Below are 16,308 nucleotides of genomic sequence, written 5' to 3'. Positions count from 1 at the left end.
TTAATTCAAAAGCAGTAAAGCCAGTGTAGTCAGTTCTATGCTGGCCATAATTCAAATTTTATAAATCTGATATTCTAGTTTCATTTATATTGCAGTAGTTTTTTCTCTTAATTCAAAAGCAGCTCATTACTAGATGACACAAAAATATAAATATAATTTCCTCATTATTAATCACATTAAAAACCCTTCAACACATAAATTTTATTTATTAGAAATACAATTTAATAAAACAATATTTTATCAAATGTTAAAATTTTTTAAATAGATTAATTTTCTCTTATTAATATTTATAAATTTTAAGAAAAGTACCTCTTAAAGTTGATGTTACTTTTTGTTATTTATGTAAAGCTCATCTAAACAATATATTTACTTAAGTTATTGTTAAACAATTTTTTTTATAAATTTAATTTTGTAAAATTTGATCATTATTTATACAAATGTAGGCAATCTCTCACAATTATGTAAGCCAAAGCTTACAACTCAAATGATTGTTTTTCTTATAATTAATTTCAGTACATATAAGCACTCTTTACTATTAAATAGAAAGCTGAATATTAATAAAGAGATCGGGAGAAAATGATAAAGTCATCTTTATTAATATAAAAACTCTTAATAATAGAAAAAGAATCTCAAAAATTAATATGTACTATCTTTCCTCTGGAAACAGAGGAAAGATACTTTTTTAATCGTCAGATAGGGTATAGAAAATGTTTATTGCAAAAAATATATTTGTATATTTACTATCAATGTTAGCTTTATGCTTACTGATTATTTTCTTTAATTACATAGGAATGAACGAGACGATTAATCTTCTTCTCTCTTCTGCACTGTTTGGAATATTTATTACTTGGTATTTTAAAGGTAGTGGACTCTGTCTCGCCCTATTTAGCTTTTTTTATTGGGCTATGTTTGTCATTAGTCAAAGCTTAGAAGTGATATGGATGCTCGCAAGTTCAGTTATTGTATATTTAGTCATGACTAAAATATTACCTAAACTCAAGACCATCCATATTGGCGTGATAGCCAAATAGCTAAAACGGTTTCACCCCACGATTCACCATACCCACTTTCTTAACTGTGTTAATTTTAGTTTGTTCGGCAATGACTAATTCATTGATGAAAGCTTTTAAGTTTTGCTCATCAAGACGAATAGGATTAAAAGTACTTTCTCCCATTTTTAGAAAGAAAGATTCGATATTTGTATTACGTTGTACATATTTCATTGACCATCGTTGAAACGAGTTTTGTTCAATGGAATATGTACACAACCATTTAACATTGTGGTGTCTTTCATCATTTGTAATTTTTTCAAATAATCGTTCAACCACCTCTCGCTCACCTTCCAAGCATTGAAAGAAAGCATTATCGGCATAATAGAGCACCCCACAGATCTGATTCAAATCATTGAAATCTCGTGCTTCTGTCAAAATATCACGTAAATCTTGCAACAAGTCTTCATTTTTTTCGTTCCGTTGACTGGCATAACACAGGCGAACGTTCATTAGCAATTCCGTGAAATATAAAATTTCTTTATTTAAAGATTTTTTAATCTACCATATCTCTATTACTAATAATTTATATTTCACACATATTCTAAAGTTTATATTAAAAATATGTTTGATTATTAACTATAAGAGCTTAATAACTAATGATTTATATTCACAAGAAAATAAAAAGCCCTTTTATTGAGGGCTTTTAATGCTCTAAAAGAACAATAAATTGCTTTAAAAGCTAAAATAAAAAAAAGCACTAAAAAGTGCTTTTTTTGTTTGCTGTATATTATTGTGGAATAATATTTACAGCATTTGGGCCTTTTTGCCCTTGAGTAACGGTAAATGTTACGCGTTGACCTTCATGCAAAGTTTTGAAACCAGAACCTGCGATTTCTTTGAAGTGAGCGAACACATCTGGACCGTTGTCTTGTTGAATGAAACCAAAACCTTTAGTTTCGTTAAACCACTTTACTGTACCACTTACTGTATTAGACATGATATATCCTACTGATTTCTAATATTTTAGAATCATTAAATAATGACCCTATCATAACTTTGAAAAAAGAATAACAAATTGAGCTTAATATCTTAAAAAACGAAGGATTATGACTAAAACTACGATACTTAAAAGAAGATTTACTAACAAGTCTTTTTTCTAGTTAACAGCATCATACATGAAATAAAATTGTATTCAAGGCTTTTATATAAATAATTTCCAAAACTTAAGTTAAATAAATATAAAACAATAGCTTAATAAAAAGATTAAGAAATTCAGTATATTGCTTAATTAAAAAATAATCTATGATGTGATAAAAGCATTGGAAAGCAACAGATATAAAAATGTCTATTTAGAAAATTGCTTGAGCACGAATGAAAAGTTATTTTTAAAAATATAGATAATAAAAAAACTCCCGAATAGGAGCCTTATTTTATTTGATGGCAGAGGATCAAGGACTCGAACCTTGACGAACGGTTTTGGAGACCGTCATGCTACCATTACACCAATCCTCTATATTCATGATTAAACACTCAAGATTTAATCATAAAAAAAGCAAGATCATCGTCTTGCTTTTTTCAATGGTGGGGGCGAAGAGACTCGAACTCTTACACCTTGCGGCGCTGGAACCTAAATCCAGTGCGTCTACCAATTTCGCCACGCCCCCATCTGGGACATTTATTTAAAATAAATGTGGCAGAGGATCAAGGACTCGAACCTTGACGAACGGTTTTGGAGACCGTCATGCTACCATTACACCAATCCTCTTCCAAGATCTAGATGACTTAACATCTACATCAAACTTTAAGTTATCAACTTAAAGTGGTGGGGGCGAAGAGACTCGAACTCTTACACCTTGCGGCGCTGGAACCTAAATCCAGTGCGTCTACCAATTTCGCCACGCCCCCGATGGCTGTGTATATTAGCGATAAGATCTGACAGTGACAAGTGTTTTTTTTCTAAAAAAAACTAACCGTGTAAATTGTATACAGATACTAGATCAATGATTTTTATCAATTTGAATCTGTTTTAAGCAATTTATTGCTTCATCAGCATTTGAAAATCGATTTTGCTGCCGTTTTTGTAATAAACCTGCAAGTAAGGAATAAAAAATCAAAAACTGCGCGGGTAATTGAATGGTTAAATTTTGACAGTGCAAGATTGCCCAATCACGATAACTACCTGCTTCTAAGCGAGTTTGTGTTAACCATTCATATAGAACAATGCCAAATGCATATAAATCGCTTTGTATTCCCTTACCCCCTCCTCTAAATAGCTCAGGAGCCATATAACGAGGTGTTGCATCCATGACTGTATCGCAACTTAAGATAGATCTCGCTTTTTCAAAATCAATTAAATAAGGCTTTTGCTGAAACCTTCTAAAATGCTCTGCCTTAACGTCTCCATGAATCCAGCCAAGTTCATGAAGTTCTGCAAGCTTATTTATTGCGAACCAAATCTTATGATATACATCAGTTAAATCACTTTCACGAGCCAATGAACCGAACCACACATCACTATCAGATAAAATTAAAACCTTACCTAAAGAATGGCCTAGCTGAGGGATTAAATTGACCTCAATTAATTTATGAGGTAAAAGCCATGCAGGTTTTTTAAAGTGAATTTCTTCGTAAAATAATTGCTCATGCATGAAATCTTGCTCACTTTGAGCATGGGTTTCAGGCAAATGATATTTTAACCAGTAATTTTCGGTATCTATGGTACATGTCCATAAACACCGCCCTAACGCTGCACTTGTTGGCTTTGTTACACATGTTAAGTTTTCTATATGCGAAGCAAAATCATGCCTCAGCATAGTAAGACTCAGGCTGTTGTTTCTTTTCTTCAAAGCGCAAAACTTCTAAACAATGCTGAATTGTCTTACCAATACGAGCATGGGTTTCAATTGAAGAAATTTTTGGCCAAGTTGCACGTTCCCCTTCTCTTTGCAAACGCTTAAACAGATGCGGACGCGGGTTTTGCAAAGTGTAGGTATAGTGACTTAGACTATATTTAGCAATGATATTTACATCACCATAATAACGCTGTCCCATTACGCCATATCCATGATCTAACAATCTTCTAACTGGAGATATAGAACCAAGTCGTTGACGCGTAAAATCCATGATACCCATTGATAGCACTTTACCTTGGCGTCTTAGAATTCTTTCAGGCCAGCTTAAAACGTCTTTACGGAAGCGATCCGCATCATTTTGCATAAATGGAACAATATGTGGGTTAACTTGACTCGCAATGGTGTAGTTTAAATTATAAAGCCGTGCCATTCTTTCTTGTGGGAAATCGCTTCTTACACTTCCATCTACCCACTTTGTATTTGCCATATAAGGTGTATGTTCACCGTCATAACGTTTACTGGTTAAGCGTACTGGTGGGAATAAAATTGGCACAGCACATGAAGCCAATACAGCACTCCACACCAAAACATTCGGTGTCATAATGGCATTCATAATTCTTGGGTTTTCTGTTGCATCATATGGCGCCACTGCCACATTAATGTTTAAACCAGATTTTTTGAAAGCCTCTTCAAACGTAAGATCACCTAAATTCTCAATGAGGAATTTTTTCAAATATTGAACATCGGCAATTCCACCATTGCCTTTAATAAGTTCACGGAATTTCCTAAAATGAAAAGCATCACTAAAAAATTGCTCACCATTTAATAAGTTTTGGATATCTTCACTAGCAGAGGTTCCAAGCATACCTGTCATAATTGCCCCTGCACTTGAGCCAGAGAGCACTTTAGGCATTAAGTCTTGTTCAATTAAAGCCTTACATACTCCCGTATGAAAAAGTCCTAAAGTCGCCCCGCCCGAAAACATAAGTGCAGGTTGTCCATACGCCTTTTCACAGTTTTCAAAAAACTCTATTTTTTCTTTTCTTTGAAATGTGATGCATTCACTTGAAGCGATGTAAGCTAAGCTTTGGCTAACCTCTTCAATATAGTCTTCAATTAACTTTTTCGTACCGACATGTGTTGCTGCAAAAAGCATTGGATGACCAATATTTGCAATATCGTAGGTTAGCCCCTCTTTAAGTAAATAGATGAGGTCTAATGTGCGATGTTGCTGACGATATCTTTTGAGCAAAGTGTATCGATAAGAAATGAGTTCGGCATCGAAGTAAGGTGAACTATTATCAAACTTCCACTCTTGCACACCTGTTTCTTCATCTAGTTTTAATGCAAAAGACTTCCATTCCTCATAAGATTCAGCCATGTCTAATTGACGTTGTAATTTTTTGATACGGTAAGCCTGATGTGGATTCATATCACTTCGTATTTTTTCAAACATATTTCGTCCTCATCTTCACAGATGATTTTACTGAATAGACATCACAACACTATGCTCGGTCTGAACATTTCAATCAATTGCAAAACCGATAAAGTGTATAGGCAATAAGTTTTTTGTCAGCCTGTTAATTTCGGTGTTAGTATCCTATCAAACACTGTTTAACATGATTGACTTACCATGGCTACCATTGATTTACCGGACAATTTAGTTCAAACATTATCACTTGTATTAAATCAGTTACAGCAAGTCTTGCCTGAGCCTCGACAAGAAACAGATTTTACTGCACCTGCTTTTAGATGGGAAAATCAGCAACTTAATGCCATCTATAAGCCAAAAAATATTTATCTTGATGACTTAAAAGGCATTGAGCGTCAAAAAGAAAAAATTATTCAAAATACTTTGCAATTTTTAAATGGCCTACCAGCAAATGATGTACTGTTAACCGGCTCACGTGGTACAGGAAAATCATCTATTGTTCGTGCTTTACTCACTGAATATGCCCCTCAGGGATTACGTTTAATTGAAATTGAACGTGATGATTTATCAGACTTACCTAAAATTCAAAAACTCATTCAAAATCGTCCTGAAAAATATATCGTCTATTGTGATGACTTGGCTTTTAATGCCGAAGATGAAAATTACCGTAGTCTAAAAAGTGTATTAGATGGTTCATTACAGTCAGGTTCAAGTAATTTTATTATTTATGCAACCAGTAACCGTCGCCACCTGTTACCAGAATTCATGCATGAAAATACACCTGTAACTAAGGTGGACGTCCCCCAATATACTGAATTACACCCACAAGAAGCGATTGAAGAAAAGATTTCTTTGTCGGATCGGTTTGGTCTATGGCTATCTTTTTATCCAATGGATCAAAACCTATATTTAGAAATCGTTGAGCATTATCTTGATAAAGCAAACATGCCTTTCAATGATGAAGTTCGTGCAGAAAGTCTACGTTGGTGTCAGATGCGGGGTCAGCGCTCTGGTCGAGCGGCTTATCAGTTTTCTAAGCATTGGATTGGTTTAAACGCATTAAAAGATTTGTCTAACAATTAAATAAAATGTCCCGCAAAGCCTTAGCTTTGGCCTATAAACCGCTTAGCTTTGGCAGTTGTTTTTCATAACCTAAAACAAAGATAGCCCTTCTTTAGGTTTATATATGAAAAAACAATTGCCAAAAATTTCTACAACAAGTAAAGCGCTTGGTAAAAGTTTATTACTTGCACAAGGCGTTTTAGACCAAGCAAAAAAATATTCAACTCTTCCTTTTACTCAAGCCCATATCATCCGTCCACGAGTTGACGAAAAATATTATAGCTGGACACATTACGGTATCTTTTTCCCACTTTTACCAGAGCCGCATCGTTACTTAAATATTATGATTTTAATCGGTACACCTGGTGCACTTGCTTTTGACCATAATGATATCATCACTGAAAATCCTAGAAAAACAGCTACTTTCTTTTCAAGTACAGCTTCTCTGGAAAAAGCTTTACTGAAGGCCTATATCATTCCCGAAGATACAAAAATTAATAAAGATGGGACCTTAATAGAACTAGGTCAGGAAATTTCAATTCAAGGGAAATTCCCTCAAGTTCACATTAATGGACATTATGATGGATTTGATTTCGACTTTGATATCGATATCACTTCACATGTTTCATGGTTTATAAAAACACCAATCTATGATCACTTTAGTTTATTGGCAAAGTTTAAAGGTTTTTTAAACTATCAAGCGGAACGCATTGAAACCCAAGGACTTTGTACTTACGAATATGCTCGAGCAGTTGGTCCTCACTCCATCACAAATAAACTTATTCCTGATGCATATAAACTGCCACTTGATTTTTTCACTTATCAAATCATCAATTTAAATGAAACCACTCAACTTCTTCTTACCAAAGCCGATATTGCAGGACAAACAGCTGCATATACCCTGCATATTCGACATCTGGACCAGCCAGCTGAAATTTATACAGATGTAAGCTTTGATATTATTTCGCATCAAGTTGATGACTTTGTTTCACCTACTGGGCAAAAAATGCGCCTTCCAAAATATTTTTCTTGGATCGCTAGAAATGATGCAAAGCAAATCATCTTAAACATTCAGGCAGAAATTGACTGCCCATTCCGCTATGGTCATGGGCGAGGTTATGCGAGTAGCTATATATTTACAGGTCATTATTTTGGTAATGAAGTTCAAGGCCGTGGTTACATCGAATATATTGATATCGAAAACCAACAGGCTTTTGAAGATGAATAATTTTACTCAGGAATAGTGAGTTCAGTCATCGGCCATCTTGGTGTGGTCGTTACCGCCAACCCATCATGCTGACCTGCTTTTAAACGTTGATAACCAGCAAAAGCAATCATTGCCCCATTATCAGTACATAAAGCAGGCTCGGCATAATAAACTTGCGCTTTAATTTTCGCCAAAGAGGTTTCTAATTGCTCGCGTAGTCTTAAATTTGCGCTAACTCCACCTGCAATCACCAAACGTTTAAGTCCAGTTTGCTTTAAAGCTTTTACTGATTTTTTTACCAAGGTATCTACAATTGCTTCTTGGAATGAAGCAGCAATATCAGCGTCACGATTTTCGCCATTCAATTTTTTCAATTGAACAGAAACAGCTGTTTTTAAACCACTAAAAGAAAAATCTAGGCCTTGATGAAGCATAGGTCTTGGAAACTCAAATGCTAATGGATCACCAGATAATGCAAGTTTTGCGATATTTGGCCCACCTGGATATGGCAAGCTCATCATTTTTGCAACTTTATCAAAAGCTTCGCCCGCAGCATCATCAATAGACTCACCCAATAGTTCATATTGACCAATAGCGTGGGCTGCCATCAATTGTGTATGTCCACCTGAAACTAACAATGCTACAAACGGAAATTCAGGTGGTTGACTTGAAAGTAATGGGGCCAACATATGACCTTCCATATGGTGAACACCAATTGCAGGCTTATTTAAAGAAAAAGCTAAAGTTCTGCCAAACAGTGCACCTGTCATTAATGCTCCCATTAAGCCGGGACCACGCGTGTAAGCAACCGCATCAATCTCTTGTTTTGTTACACCACTTTGTTCAAGCAGTTGATTCATTAAAGGAATTAATTTACGAACATGGTCACGAGAAGCAAGTTCAGGTACTACGCCACCATATTCAGCATGAAGTTTAATCTGGCTATAAAGAACCTGTCCCCGTAAGCCGAGTTCGCTATCATAAAGTGCCAACCCTGTTTCATCACAAGAAGTTTCCAAGCCTAAAACAATCATCAAAACTGCCTTTTATATGAGTCAAAATATTGCAATCGCTATTATAGACTTGTGATATGAGTTGTAAATGAGTAAAATACTGACCTTCACTTGTGATCCGGCGCAATGGTGTGCCTGATCTTATCCATAATCTAGAGGATTTTACATGCCACAAGTTAAGTTGAAAGAAGGCGAACCAGTTGACGTAGCTATCCGTCGTTTCAAACGTTCATGCGAAAAAGCTGGTGTTTTAGCTGACGTTCGTAAACGCGAATTCTACGAAAAACCAACTCAAGAACGTAAGCGCAAAAAAGCTGCAGCAGTTAAACGCTACCAAAAGAAATTGGCTCGCGAATCTGTACGTACTACTCGCCTTTACTAATTAATTTGTGATTGACTGCTGAATTATGACTACTTTAAAAAACCAAATTACTGATGCATTAAAAACTTCTATGCGTGCCAAAGATATGGCAACAGTGACGGTTTTGCGTAGTCTACAAGCGGCAATTAAGCAAATCGAAGTCGATGAGCGCAAAGAGCTTGACGACGCTCAGGTTCTTGCGGTCATTGAAAAGCAAATTAAACAACGTAAAGAATCGATCAAAGCCTTTGAAGGTGCTGGTCGTAATGATTTAGCTAGTAAAGAACAAGCCGAAGCTGAGATTATCTCTCAGTTTCTACCAGAAGCTATGACTGAGGAAGAGCTTGATTCTATCATTGAGCAAACGATTGCTGCTCAAGAAGCAACTAGCATGAAAGATATGGGTAAGGTGATGAATTCTCTACGTCCGATCATAGCCGGGCGTGCCGATCCTGCTCAAGTTTCAGCAAAAATTAAAGCTAAGTTAGCTTAATTCCCCTTTTAAAATTTTATATTTCTTCCAATCAAGCTTCTTTAGTTTGTATATATTTGCACATCTGCAAATTAAGTAAGATATAACTCTTAAATCTTCATTCTTCGCTCATCTTGCATTTGTTTCAAACGACTGTCTATTCTTGCCGACATTGCTTGATTGTCTTTTGCTAATCGCTGAGCATGCAACATTGATTTAATTGCATTTTCTTCACTACCTGACCAATATTCTGCTTCAGCCCGATAGCGTAGAACATTAACCGCTCTTAAAGGTCCATTCTTATCCAAATTCGCAGCTTGCTGTAAAAATTGCCAACCTTGTATATCTCTTGGATTCTTATTAATAAATCTTTGAACCAAAGTTTGAACTTGCGCAAACTTACCTTGGCGTAGCAGCACCTCAGCCAACTTATAACTAAAAGCTTTATTTTCAGGCATCGTCATTTGTGTAGAAGCAATTGTTGTATAAGCTTGATCTAGCTTGTTTTGGCCAAGATAAATATCTGTCTGCAATAATGTGACAAGAGGCTTCCCACTAGATTTCGCTTGATCTAAAGTAGACTGCGCTTGCACATAATCACCTTGTCTTGTGTAAAATGCTGCTAAAGCAATCAGACCAGCAATATTTTTTTGGGACGCCAAACTTTGTAGTTGGTTTTCAGTTGCCTGATTGGCAATCACCATGGTGTACCATTTTAAAATCTCAAAATCTGCATCATATATACGGTTTTTAACTCGAGGCATCTGGTTTGCACGCAGCCGCGCTTCACTCATACGCTCAGTCGTCAATGGATGAGTCAACCAGAAATCCGGTAAAAAACTTACTCGACTTGTAGCTCTATGCATTGTTTCAAAGTAATCAGCCATACTTTGAGGGTTATAACCCGCCGCATACATATATTGCATACCAATACGGTCTGCTTCACGCTCTTGATTTCGACTATATGTTAATTGCTTATCCATGAGTGCAGCTTGGGTTCCAAGCATCACTGCTGCACCCGCATCGCCACCACCCTGCGCAGCTATAGCCACCCCCGCTAAAAGTCCTGCTAGACTTAGCAATGTTTGACCTTTAAAAGCTTCTTCAGAGCGACTAAAATGTCTTTGCGATACATGCGCAATTTCGTGAGCCATAACCCCAGCAATTTCATCAATATTTCGTGCTGAGGCAATAAGCCCTGTATTGAGCGCAAATAAGCCACCTGGAACAGCAAAAGCATTAATTTGTGGATCTTTAATCACGACTAGACCAATCGGCTGCCCAAGCTGAGTTTCACTTAAAATACTCGAAAATACCTGAAAAAATTGATCTTCTAGCCAGACGTCTTGAATAACGGGCATTTGTTTGTGAACTTCACGAAAAACTTTTTCGCCAATAAATTTTTCTTTTTGTTGATCAAGCAAACCAATCCCACTTCCAATATTTGGAATTTCTACTTGATTTGCAGAAGGCTGAGGGTCGAAAGGCTGCGCGTACGAAGCATTTGTTATAAAAGCCGTACTTAAAATAATTGGCAAAAATCTCAAATGTTTTTCTCTAGTAAAATTAAACCATCAAAAAAAGTCTACTAATATAAAACATAAAAAATTATGTTCAATCAATAGACTTTTAATATATCACTCGAGATCGCTTAGTTTTGCAATGAAGTGTTATTAATCATTTATGCAAAGTTTGGGTTTACCAAATATCTAGGAGTTTTATCCTCTAAAGCTTCAACTAGATTTTTATAAGCAAGATTTGCCATTTTTTTACGGGTCTCTGCAGTCGCAGATCCTACATGAGGCAAAGTAACTACATTTGGCAGTTTAAAAAGCTCTGAATCTTGTAAAGGTTCTTTTTCGTATACATCTAAACCGGCTCCAAAGATTTCTCCGCTTTGTAAGGCCTCAATCAATGCTTGCTCATCAACTACTGAACCACGCGCAATATTTATAAAAATAGCGTGCTTTTTCATAAGCTCAAATTGAGCTTTCCCCATTAAAGCTTTCGATTCATTATTTAAATCAACTGCGGTTACTACAAAATCAGACTGTTCCAATAACTCATCTAAACCAAGATATTGTGCTTTTAAAGGTTCTGCCAATTCAGGCTTTTCACGGCGGTTATGGTAAACAATATTCATGTTAAATCCATAAAAACCACGGCGTGCAATTGCAGCACCAATATTACCAAGCCCAATAATTCCTAGCGTCTTTCCAAAAACATCTAAACCAAACTGCTGAGGCCCAACAGTTCTTTTCCATTCACCTTGTTTAGTCCAATGATCAAGAAAAGGAACTTTTCTAGCAGCGCTGAGTAATAATGTAAAAGCAAGATCAGCCGTTGTTTCAGTTAAAACATGAGGGGTATTTGATAACCAGATTTTTCTTTGGTTTAGATAAGCCACATCATAATTGTCATAGCCAACTGTTACAGATGAAATAATTTTGAGTTTTTGAGCAGGTGCAAGATTACTTTCATTAAGAAGTCGACCAGCACCAATCATCCCATCAGCATCTACAACTTGTTGGCGAATTTGCTCATTAATATCACCCAGTTTTGGATTAAGAACCACAACATGATAATCCTGTTGTAATCGAGACAAAATTTCTTCATCAATTTGGCTAAAAACTACAACTTTTTTCATGTAAATCCCTACTACTCGTTGTTATCTTGCATTAATTGCCATAACCTTTTTTTAAGGAGTGGTTTCTCCAACATCTCTTTTAAACTCGCCAAATGAATAATATTGGCATGCTGAATATAAGAACATTCACCAAGGCACAAGATTTTCTTGTCTGCTGCGACAGCATCTAAAAATCCTTGAATATATGAACCTGCACCACGTTGGTCTTGATAGTTAGCTAAAGGGAACGGCCATTTTAATTCAGCATATTGCCCTATTTTTGCTTTTTGGATGTTATTCCAAAGCTGCTTTTCTTCATCACTTAAATTAGTAACATCTAAAAAAATAACGCATTTTTCAAGCGCAAAAGCCTGCAACTCAAATGACGCAATCGTAACTACTGGAGCTTGTACTTCAGTACGAGGCGACACAACAGATGGAACTTCTACTGGAAGTGGTACCGCAATTTCAGGTTCAACTTTTGGAACTTCGTTGACTTGTGGTTTTGTCGGTTGCTCTACAACTGGATTGTTCTTAGAAGGCAATATAATTGGTTCACCTTCTGGTACAGCTTGATCTCGCCAGAGACTTTGAGCATTATTTTTTTGGCACAGCTGTGTCTTAGGAATCCATACATCAATCCCCAAAGTTGCCAATATATTTCTTTGCTGCCCAATCATCTGTAAATCAATACCTCTACTCTATCTACATTCTAACGGGCTTGAGTTTTTTTTTCAGTGTTTTATTTCATTCAGATGTTTTTATAATCGTAGATGTCTTTTAAATAATCATCACACTATTTCTCTTTTGCATTTGATCCACAATTTCTTCTGTCTCAAAGCCAAAACGCCAATAAAGCAATTCAAGCACATCCAGTTCATCTTGCGTGATAATACGGTCGCTCCACAAAGACATTTCTGCAATAGCTAGAATACTTAGACGGTCACGTAATAATAAACCAGCAATATCATTTAAAATTTCAGCCAGATCTAATGGCTCATCTGAAATTTCATCATAGATATACATTTCATCAGGATTGAGCAGCGAACGTAAAATGCGCTCACGTACTTCTAATTGATTTGGGCTATTAATTTGCTGAACATGAAGCAAAGCATCAATCAGACGAACAATTTGAGGTTTCACTTCTTCAAATGCAGTTGGCAAATGTAATGGCATCAAGTTCAACTCATGTTTAACCCGCTCCAATAAAAGTGCGTCTAACAACCCAATCTCACCATCTTCTTGGATAATAAGCGCTAGCTTAGTAAGAAATTGCCGCGCAATACTTGCGGGTATATGTCCAATATTTTTACAAGCATCATGAAATATTTGAATATGAATACGTCCATCCAAATTCAATAATGCATCGATAATGGCATGACTCACAGGTGCATCTTTTGGAATGAATTCCCGATATTGGCGAATCATCAAAATAGCGACCATCACTTCACGTGAACCAGTCGCAGTTTGTAGTGCTCGCTGAATTAATTCAGGACGCTTTTTATTCCTGCGTACATCACTACTCAGGGGCTTAATGGCATCATTTAATGCAAAACTAATTGGTGACAACCTTAACAAAGGTAGAGGCTGTGGAGATGACCACGGAATATAAATTTCTTTCTCAGATTCTTCCAAGAAATGAAATAAGCTAAACAACGGACGGTTGCGAAGTTTCTTTAAATTTTCTAATTGTAAATCTTGTAGCAAAGTAGGATTTAACTCATAAATACGTTCACGAATACTCGGGTGAATATTCATCCAGCTTTGTGGACTCAGTGAGTTAGCAAAACACATATGTGCGATTGATTCGGAATAAGCACTATGAATTTGTGAACCAGAGTGGTGAACATAAATACGCAACAAGGTTTGGGTATTCGCATTATTTTTTAATAATCGTACTGTTTTTTGGTCATTACGAAATGTGCGCCCACTCAAAGTCAAATACTTAATAAAACGAGTAATCAACACACCTAGGCTTCCAGCCAACCAAATGACTCCACCCACCGCAACAAAAACTGTTTCAAATTTATGTTTATAGCCCGGGCTATAGCGCTTAAAACCTTGCTTGGCTAATTTACTCCCCCACTGACTAAAAGTTGTTAAGCCACTATATAAAATCTTTAATTTAGTATTCTCAACAGCCTCACCCGATAAAATCTGATTAAACTCATGGCCCAATAAACCGTATAACTCAAGCTTATCCAGATTCTGTAAAGCGCCCCATGTCAGAATAATTACAATATCTTTGGGATGGAAACCTGCCGTAAGTGCATTTACACCAACTTCATCAGGTAATACATATACGGTTGGAACTTTAAGTGAAAAATTTTGGGCTAAGTGTTCTGTAATTTTTAATGCTGCGAGTTCTTCGGGAGTACTCTCCTCTTTCACCAAACGACGTGCTTTAAGTTGTTTTGCTAAAGAGTGCCCACCTTTACGCAGGATATAAAGTTCAGTAACTACCGACCAAACCATAATAAAAAGTAATAGTGCAACGAAGTAAGGACTTAAGGTATGCCACCAAATTGGCTGGCTATAATCAAAAAAATGAACGAGTAAACCTAAAATTAAATTTAAGATAAAAATAGTAAGCAGCACAGCAACCAAACACATAGTGATGGACCATGCCATATTTTTATTTTCGATGAGATAGTGGCTTACTTCTTTCAATGTAAATATTCCCAATTACATTGTTAGGTTTCATCATAAAAGAAAAAAGCGGGAAATACCCGCTTTTTTCGGCTATTTCTATTCTTCTTTGATGCCTGTTAAATCTACAGAAGCAGCATCGACATTAACGTCAATATAACCATCTTTTTTCTTCTTAGCAGAGTCATTACGCTTCTGCTCCAAATTATTTAGATAGTTACCATCAATATCACCTGTTACGTAGATCCCATCAAATACCGAGCAATCGAACTCAGTTAAGTCAGGCACTTTGCTGGTACGTACAGCATTTTTCAAGTCTTCCAATTCTTGGAAAATCAAACGATCAGCACCAATAATTTCTTGGATCTCTTCCACGCTGCGTTCTGAAGCAATAAGCTCAGCTTTAGCAGGCATATCAATACCGTAAACGTTTGGATACATTACTTTCGGTGCTGCTGACGCAAAGTATACTTTTTTTGCACCAGAATCACGTGCCATCTGAATAATCTCATTACACGTTGTACCACGTACAATAGAGTCATCCACCAACAGAACGTTCTTACCTTTGAATTCTAACTCAACAGGGTTTAATTTCTGACGTACAGATTTTTTACGTTGCTGTTGACCCGGCATAATAAAGGTACGGCCGATATAACGGTTTTTCATAAAACCTTCACGGAACTTCACACCTAGAATATTTGCAAGTTCTAAAGCTGAAGTACGGCTCGTATCTGGAATTGGAATCACCACATCAATATCGTGGTCCTCGCCCCAGTCACGTAAAATTTTATGAGCAAGCTTTTCACCCATTTTTAAACGCGCTTTATAAACCGAAATTCCGTCAATAATCGCATCAGGACGAGCAAAATAAACGTATTCAAAAATACATGGACGGTATTTCGGATTAGCAGCACATTGTTTAGAGAACAACTCGCCATTTGCATTGATGAAAATTGCTTCACCTGGTTCAATATCACGCTCAATTTTGAAACCAAGAGCAGTAATAGCAACCGATTCAGAAGCAATTATGTATTCCATCTCACCTTGTTCAGTCACACGTGAACCGTAAATAAGTGGGCGAATACCATTTGGATCACGGAAACCAACCAAACCATGACCAGTGATCATCGCTACTACACCATACGCACCTTGGCAACGCTCATGCACACGAGAAACTGTGTGAAAAATATCGTCAGCTGTAGGATTTAAAGTGCCTTTTTTCTGTAATTCATGCGCGAATACGTTTAAAAGAACTTCTGAGTCAGAATCTGTATTCATATGACGTAAATCTGTTTTAAACAGATCATCATGAATTTCTTCTGCATTGGTCAAGTTACCATTATGTGCAAGCGTAATACCGTAAGGTGAGTTTACATAAAATGGTTGTGCTTCAGCACTGCTCGCAGAACCAGCAGTTGGGTAACGTACATGGCCAATACCATAATTACCAAGTAATGCTCTCATATGACGAGTATGAAAGACATCACGCACCATACCGTTATCCTTACGAAGGAAAAGACGGCCTTCATGGCAGGTTACTATTCCAGCTGCATCTTGCCCACGATGTTGCAACATCGTTAAAGCATCAAACAACATTTGGTTCACTGGCGATTTACCGGCTATACCAACAACTCCACACATA

At 36.5% G+C, this 16,308-nt stretch carries 15 protein-coding genes and 4 tRNA genes; 5 read left to right on the top strand and 14 right to left on the bottom strand.

Going from position 1 to position 16,308, the window contains the following annotated elements:
• The first annotated feature begins 707 nt into the window (after positions 1–707).
• Complete coding sequence (locus tag F928_RS22335; protein ID WP_005073518.1) at positions 708–1,031, top strand: hypothetical protein; 324 nt, start codon at positions 708–710, stop codon at positions 1,029–1,031.
• Here the strand turns inward: F928_RS22335 and F928_RS07720 are convergent, their stop codons facing one another.
• The 8 genes from F928_RS07720 to F928_RS07685 form a co-directional block, all read right to left on the bottom strand.
• Positions 1,032–1,502, bottom strand: a complete 471-nt coding sequence (locus F928_RS07720) for an AnBLUF65 family BLUF photoreceptors (RefSeq protein WP_005073517.1) — start codon at positions 1,500–1,502, stop codon at positions 1,032–1,034.
• Between the two features lie 277 nt (positions 1,503–1,779).
• A complete protein-coding gene (gene cspA / locus F928_RS07715; RefSeq protein WP_002115279.1) occupies positions 1,780–1,989 on the bottom strand; it encodes a cold-shock protein in 210 nt (69 codons plus the stop codon).
• A gap of 441 nt (positions 1,990–2,430) precedes the next feature.
• Positions 2,431–2,504 (bottom strand) — tRNA-Trp (locus tag F928_RS07710).
• A gap of 67 nt (positions 2,505–2,571) precedes the next feature.
• A tRNA-Leu gene (locus F928_RS07705) sits at positions 2,572–2,656 on the bottom strand.
• A 27-nt stretch (positions 2,657–2,683) separates the two neighbouring features.
• Positions 2,684–2,757: transfer RNA gene (locus F928_RS07700), tRNA-Trp, on the bottom strand.
• A gap of 55 nt (positions 2,758–2,812) precedes the next feature.
• Positions 2,813–2,897 (bottom strand) — tRNA-Leu (locus F928_RS07695).
• A gap of 92 nt (positions 2,898–2,989) precedes the next feature.
• A complete protein-coding gene (locus F928_RS07690; protein ID WP_005073516.1) occupies positions 2,990–3,805 on the bottom strand; it encodes a protein kinase domain-containing protein in 816 nt (271 codons plus the stop codon).
• The gene (locus F928_RS07685; RefSeq protein ID WP_005073515.1) at positions 3,792–5,300 is read right to left on the bottom strand and encodes a DUF3336 domain-containing protein; all 1,509 of its coding nucleotides are present in this window, start codon (positions 5,298–5,300) and stop codon (positions 3,792–3,794) included. Before F928_RS07685 ends, F928_RS07690 begins: the two co-directional genes overlap by 14 nt.
• 177 nt (positions 5,301–5,477) lie before the next feature.
• Here F928_RS07685 and F928_RS07680 point away from each other — a divergent pair, with 177 nt between their 5' ends.
• Together F928_RS07680 and F928_RS07675 are read left to right on the top strand one after the other, a co-directional pair.
• Complete coding sequence (locus F928_RS07680) at positions 5,478–6,359, top strand: ATP-binding protein (RefSeq protein WP_002115248.1); 882 nt, start codon at positions 5,478–5,480, stop codon at positions 6,357–6,359.
• Between the two features lie 103 nt (positions 6,360–6,462).
• On the top strand, positions 6,463–7,566 hold the full coding sequence (locus F928_RS07675; RefSeq protein WP_005073514.1) for a DUF6670 family protein: 1,104 nt from the start codon (positions 6,463–6,465) through the stop codon (positions 7,564–7,566).
• 2 nt (positions 7,567–7,568) lie between these two features.
• Here F928_RS07675 and tsaD read toward each other — a convergent pair whose 3' ends face one another.
• Entirely contained in the window at positions 7,569–8,579 is a 1,011-nt protein-coding gene (gene tsaD, locus F928_RS07670; protein ID WP_005068344.1) for a tRNA (adenosine(37)-N6)-threonylcarbamoyltransferase complex transferase subunit TsaD, read from the bottom strand.
• Positions 8,580–8,724: 145 nt separating this feature from the next.
• Here tsaD and rpsU point away from each other — a divergent pair, with 145 nt between their 5' ends.
• Positions 8,725–8,940: a 30S ribosomal protein S21 gene (gene rpsU / locus F928_RS07665; RefSeq protein WP_001136722.1), complete on the top strand. Its 216-nt coding sequence runs from the start codon at positions 8,725–8,727 to the stop codon at positions 8,938–8,940.
• 25 nt (positions 8,941–8,965) lie between these two features.
• On the top strand, positions 8,966–9,412 hold the full coding sequence (locus F928_RS07660) for a GatB/YqeY domain-containing protein (RefSeq protein WP_002115302.1): 447 nt from the start codon (positions 8,966–8,968) through the stop codon (positions 9,410–9,412).
• Positions 9,413–9,501: 89 nt separating this feature from the next.
• Here F928_RS07660 and F928_RS07655 read toward each other — a convergent pair whose 3' ends face one another.
• The 5 genes from F928_RS07655 to purF all read right to left on the bottom strand — a co-directional run bounded on the left by F928_RS07655 (position 9,502) and on the right by purF (position 16,307).
• Entirely contained in the window at positions 9,502–10,929 is a 1,428-nt protein-coding gene (locus tag F928_RS07655) for a M48 family metalloprotease (RefSeq protein ID WP_080632642.1), read from the bottom strand.
• 143 nt (positions 10,930–11,072) lie between these two features.
• A complete protein-coding gene (gene tkrA / locus F928_RS07650) occupies positions 11,073–12,038 on the bottom strand; it encodes a 2-hydroxyacid dehydrogenase (RefSeq protein WP_005073512.1) in 966 nt (321 codons plus the stop codon).
• Positions 12,039–12,049: 11 nt separating this feature from the next.
• Complete coding sequence (locus F928_RS07645) at positions 12,050–12,697, bottom strand: hypothetical protein (RefSeq protein WP_005073511.1); 648 nt, start codon at positions 12,695–12,697, stop codon at positions 12,050–12,052.
• A gap of 100 nt (positions 12,698–12,797) precedes the next feature.
• Entirely contained in the window at positions 12,798–14,687 is a 1,890-nt protein-coding gene (locus F928_RS07640) for a M48 family metalloprotease (protein WP_005073510.1), read from the bottom strand.
• A gap of 78 nt (positions 14,688–14,765) precedes the next feature.
• Complete coding sequence (gene purF, locus F928_RS07635) at positions 14,766–16,307, bottom strand: amidophosphoribosyltransferase (RefSeq protein ID WP_005073509.1); 1,542 nt, start codon at positions 16,305–16,307, stop codon at positions 14,766–14,768.
• Between the last annotated feature and the right edge of the window lies 1 nt (position 16,308).

Origin of the sequence: Acinetobacter pittii ATCC 19004 = CIP 70.29, assembly GCF_000369045.1 — a bacterium.
GTDB lineage: Bacteria > Pseudomonadota > Gammaproteobacteria > Pseudomonadales > Moraxellaceae > Acinetobacter > Acinetobacter pittii.
Note: the sequence above shows the minus strand (reverse complement) of the source record. Positions and strands in the feature narration are given on the sequence as shown.

Bases quoted from the DNA above. Each gene is read 5' to 3' on its own strand.
- F928_RS07720 (WP_005073517.1), bottom strand. From the start codon at position 1,502: ATGAACGTTCGCCTGTGTTATGCCAGTCAACGGAACGAAAAAAATGAA.
- F928_RS07690 (WP_005073516.1), bottom strand. From the start codon at position 3,805: ATGCTGAGGCATGATTTTGCTTCGCATATAGAAAACTTAACATGTGTA.
- tkrA (WP_005073512.1), bottom strand. From the start codon at position 12,038: ATGAAAAAAGTTGTAGTTTTTAGCCAAATTGATGAAGAAATTTTGTCT.
- F928_RS07675 (WP_005073514.1), top strand. From the start codon at position 6,463: ATGAAAAAACAATTGCCAAAAATTTCTACAACAAGTAAAGCGCTTGGT.
- cspA (WP_002115279.1), bottom strand. From the start codon at position 1,989: ATGTCTAATACAGTAAGTGGTACAGTAAAGTGGTTTAACGAAACTAAA.
- F928_RS07680 (WP_002115248.1), top strand. From the start codon at position 5,478: ATGGCTACCATTGATTTACCGGACAATTTAGTTCAAACATTATCACTT.
- F928_RS07645 (WP_005073511.1), bottom strand. From the start codon at position 12,697: ATGATTGGGCAGCAAAGAAATATATTGGCAACTTTGGGGATTGATGTA.
- F928_RS07685 (WP_005073515.1), bottom strand. From the start codon at position 5,300: ATGTTTGAAAAAATACGAAGTGATATGAATCCACATCAGGCTTACCGT.
- F928_RS22335 (WP_005073518.1), top strand. From the start codon at position 708: ATGTTTATTGCAAAAAATATATTTGTATATTTACTATCAATGTTAGCT.
- rpsU (WP_001136722.1), top strand. From the start codon at position 8,725: ATGCCACAAGTTAAGTTGAAAGAAGGCGAACCAGTTGACGTAGCTATC.
- tsaD (WP_005068344.1), bottom strand. From the start codon at position 8,579: ATGATTGTTTTAGGCTTGGAAACTTCTTGTGATGAAACAGGGTTGGCA.
- F928_RS07660 (WP_002115302.1), top strand. From the start codon at position 8,966: ATGACTACTTTAAAAAACCAAATTACTGATGCATTAAAAACTTCTATG.
- purF (WP_005073509.1), bottom strand. From the start codon at position 16,307: ATGTGTGGAGTTGTTGGTATAGCCGGTAAATCGCCAGTGAACCAAATG.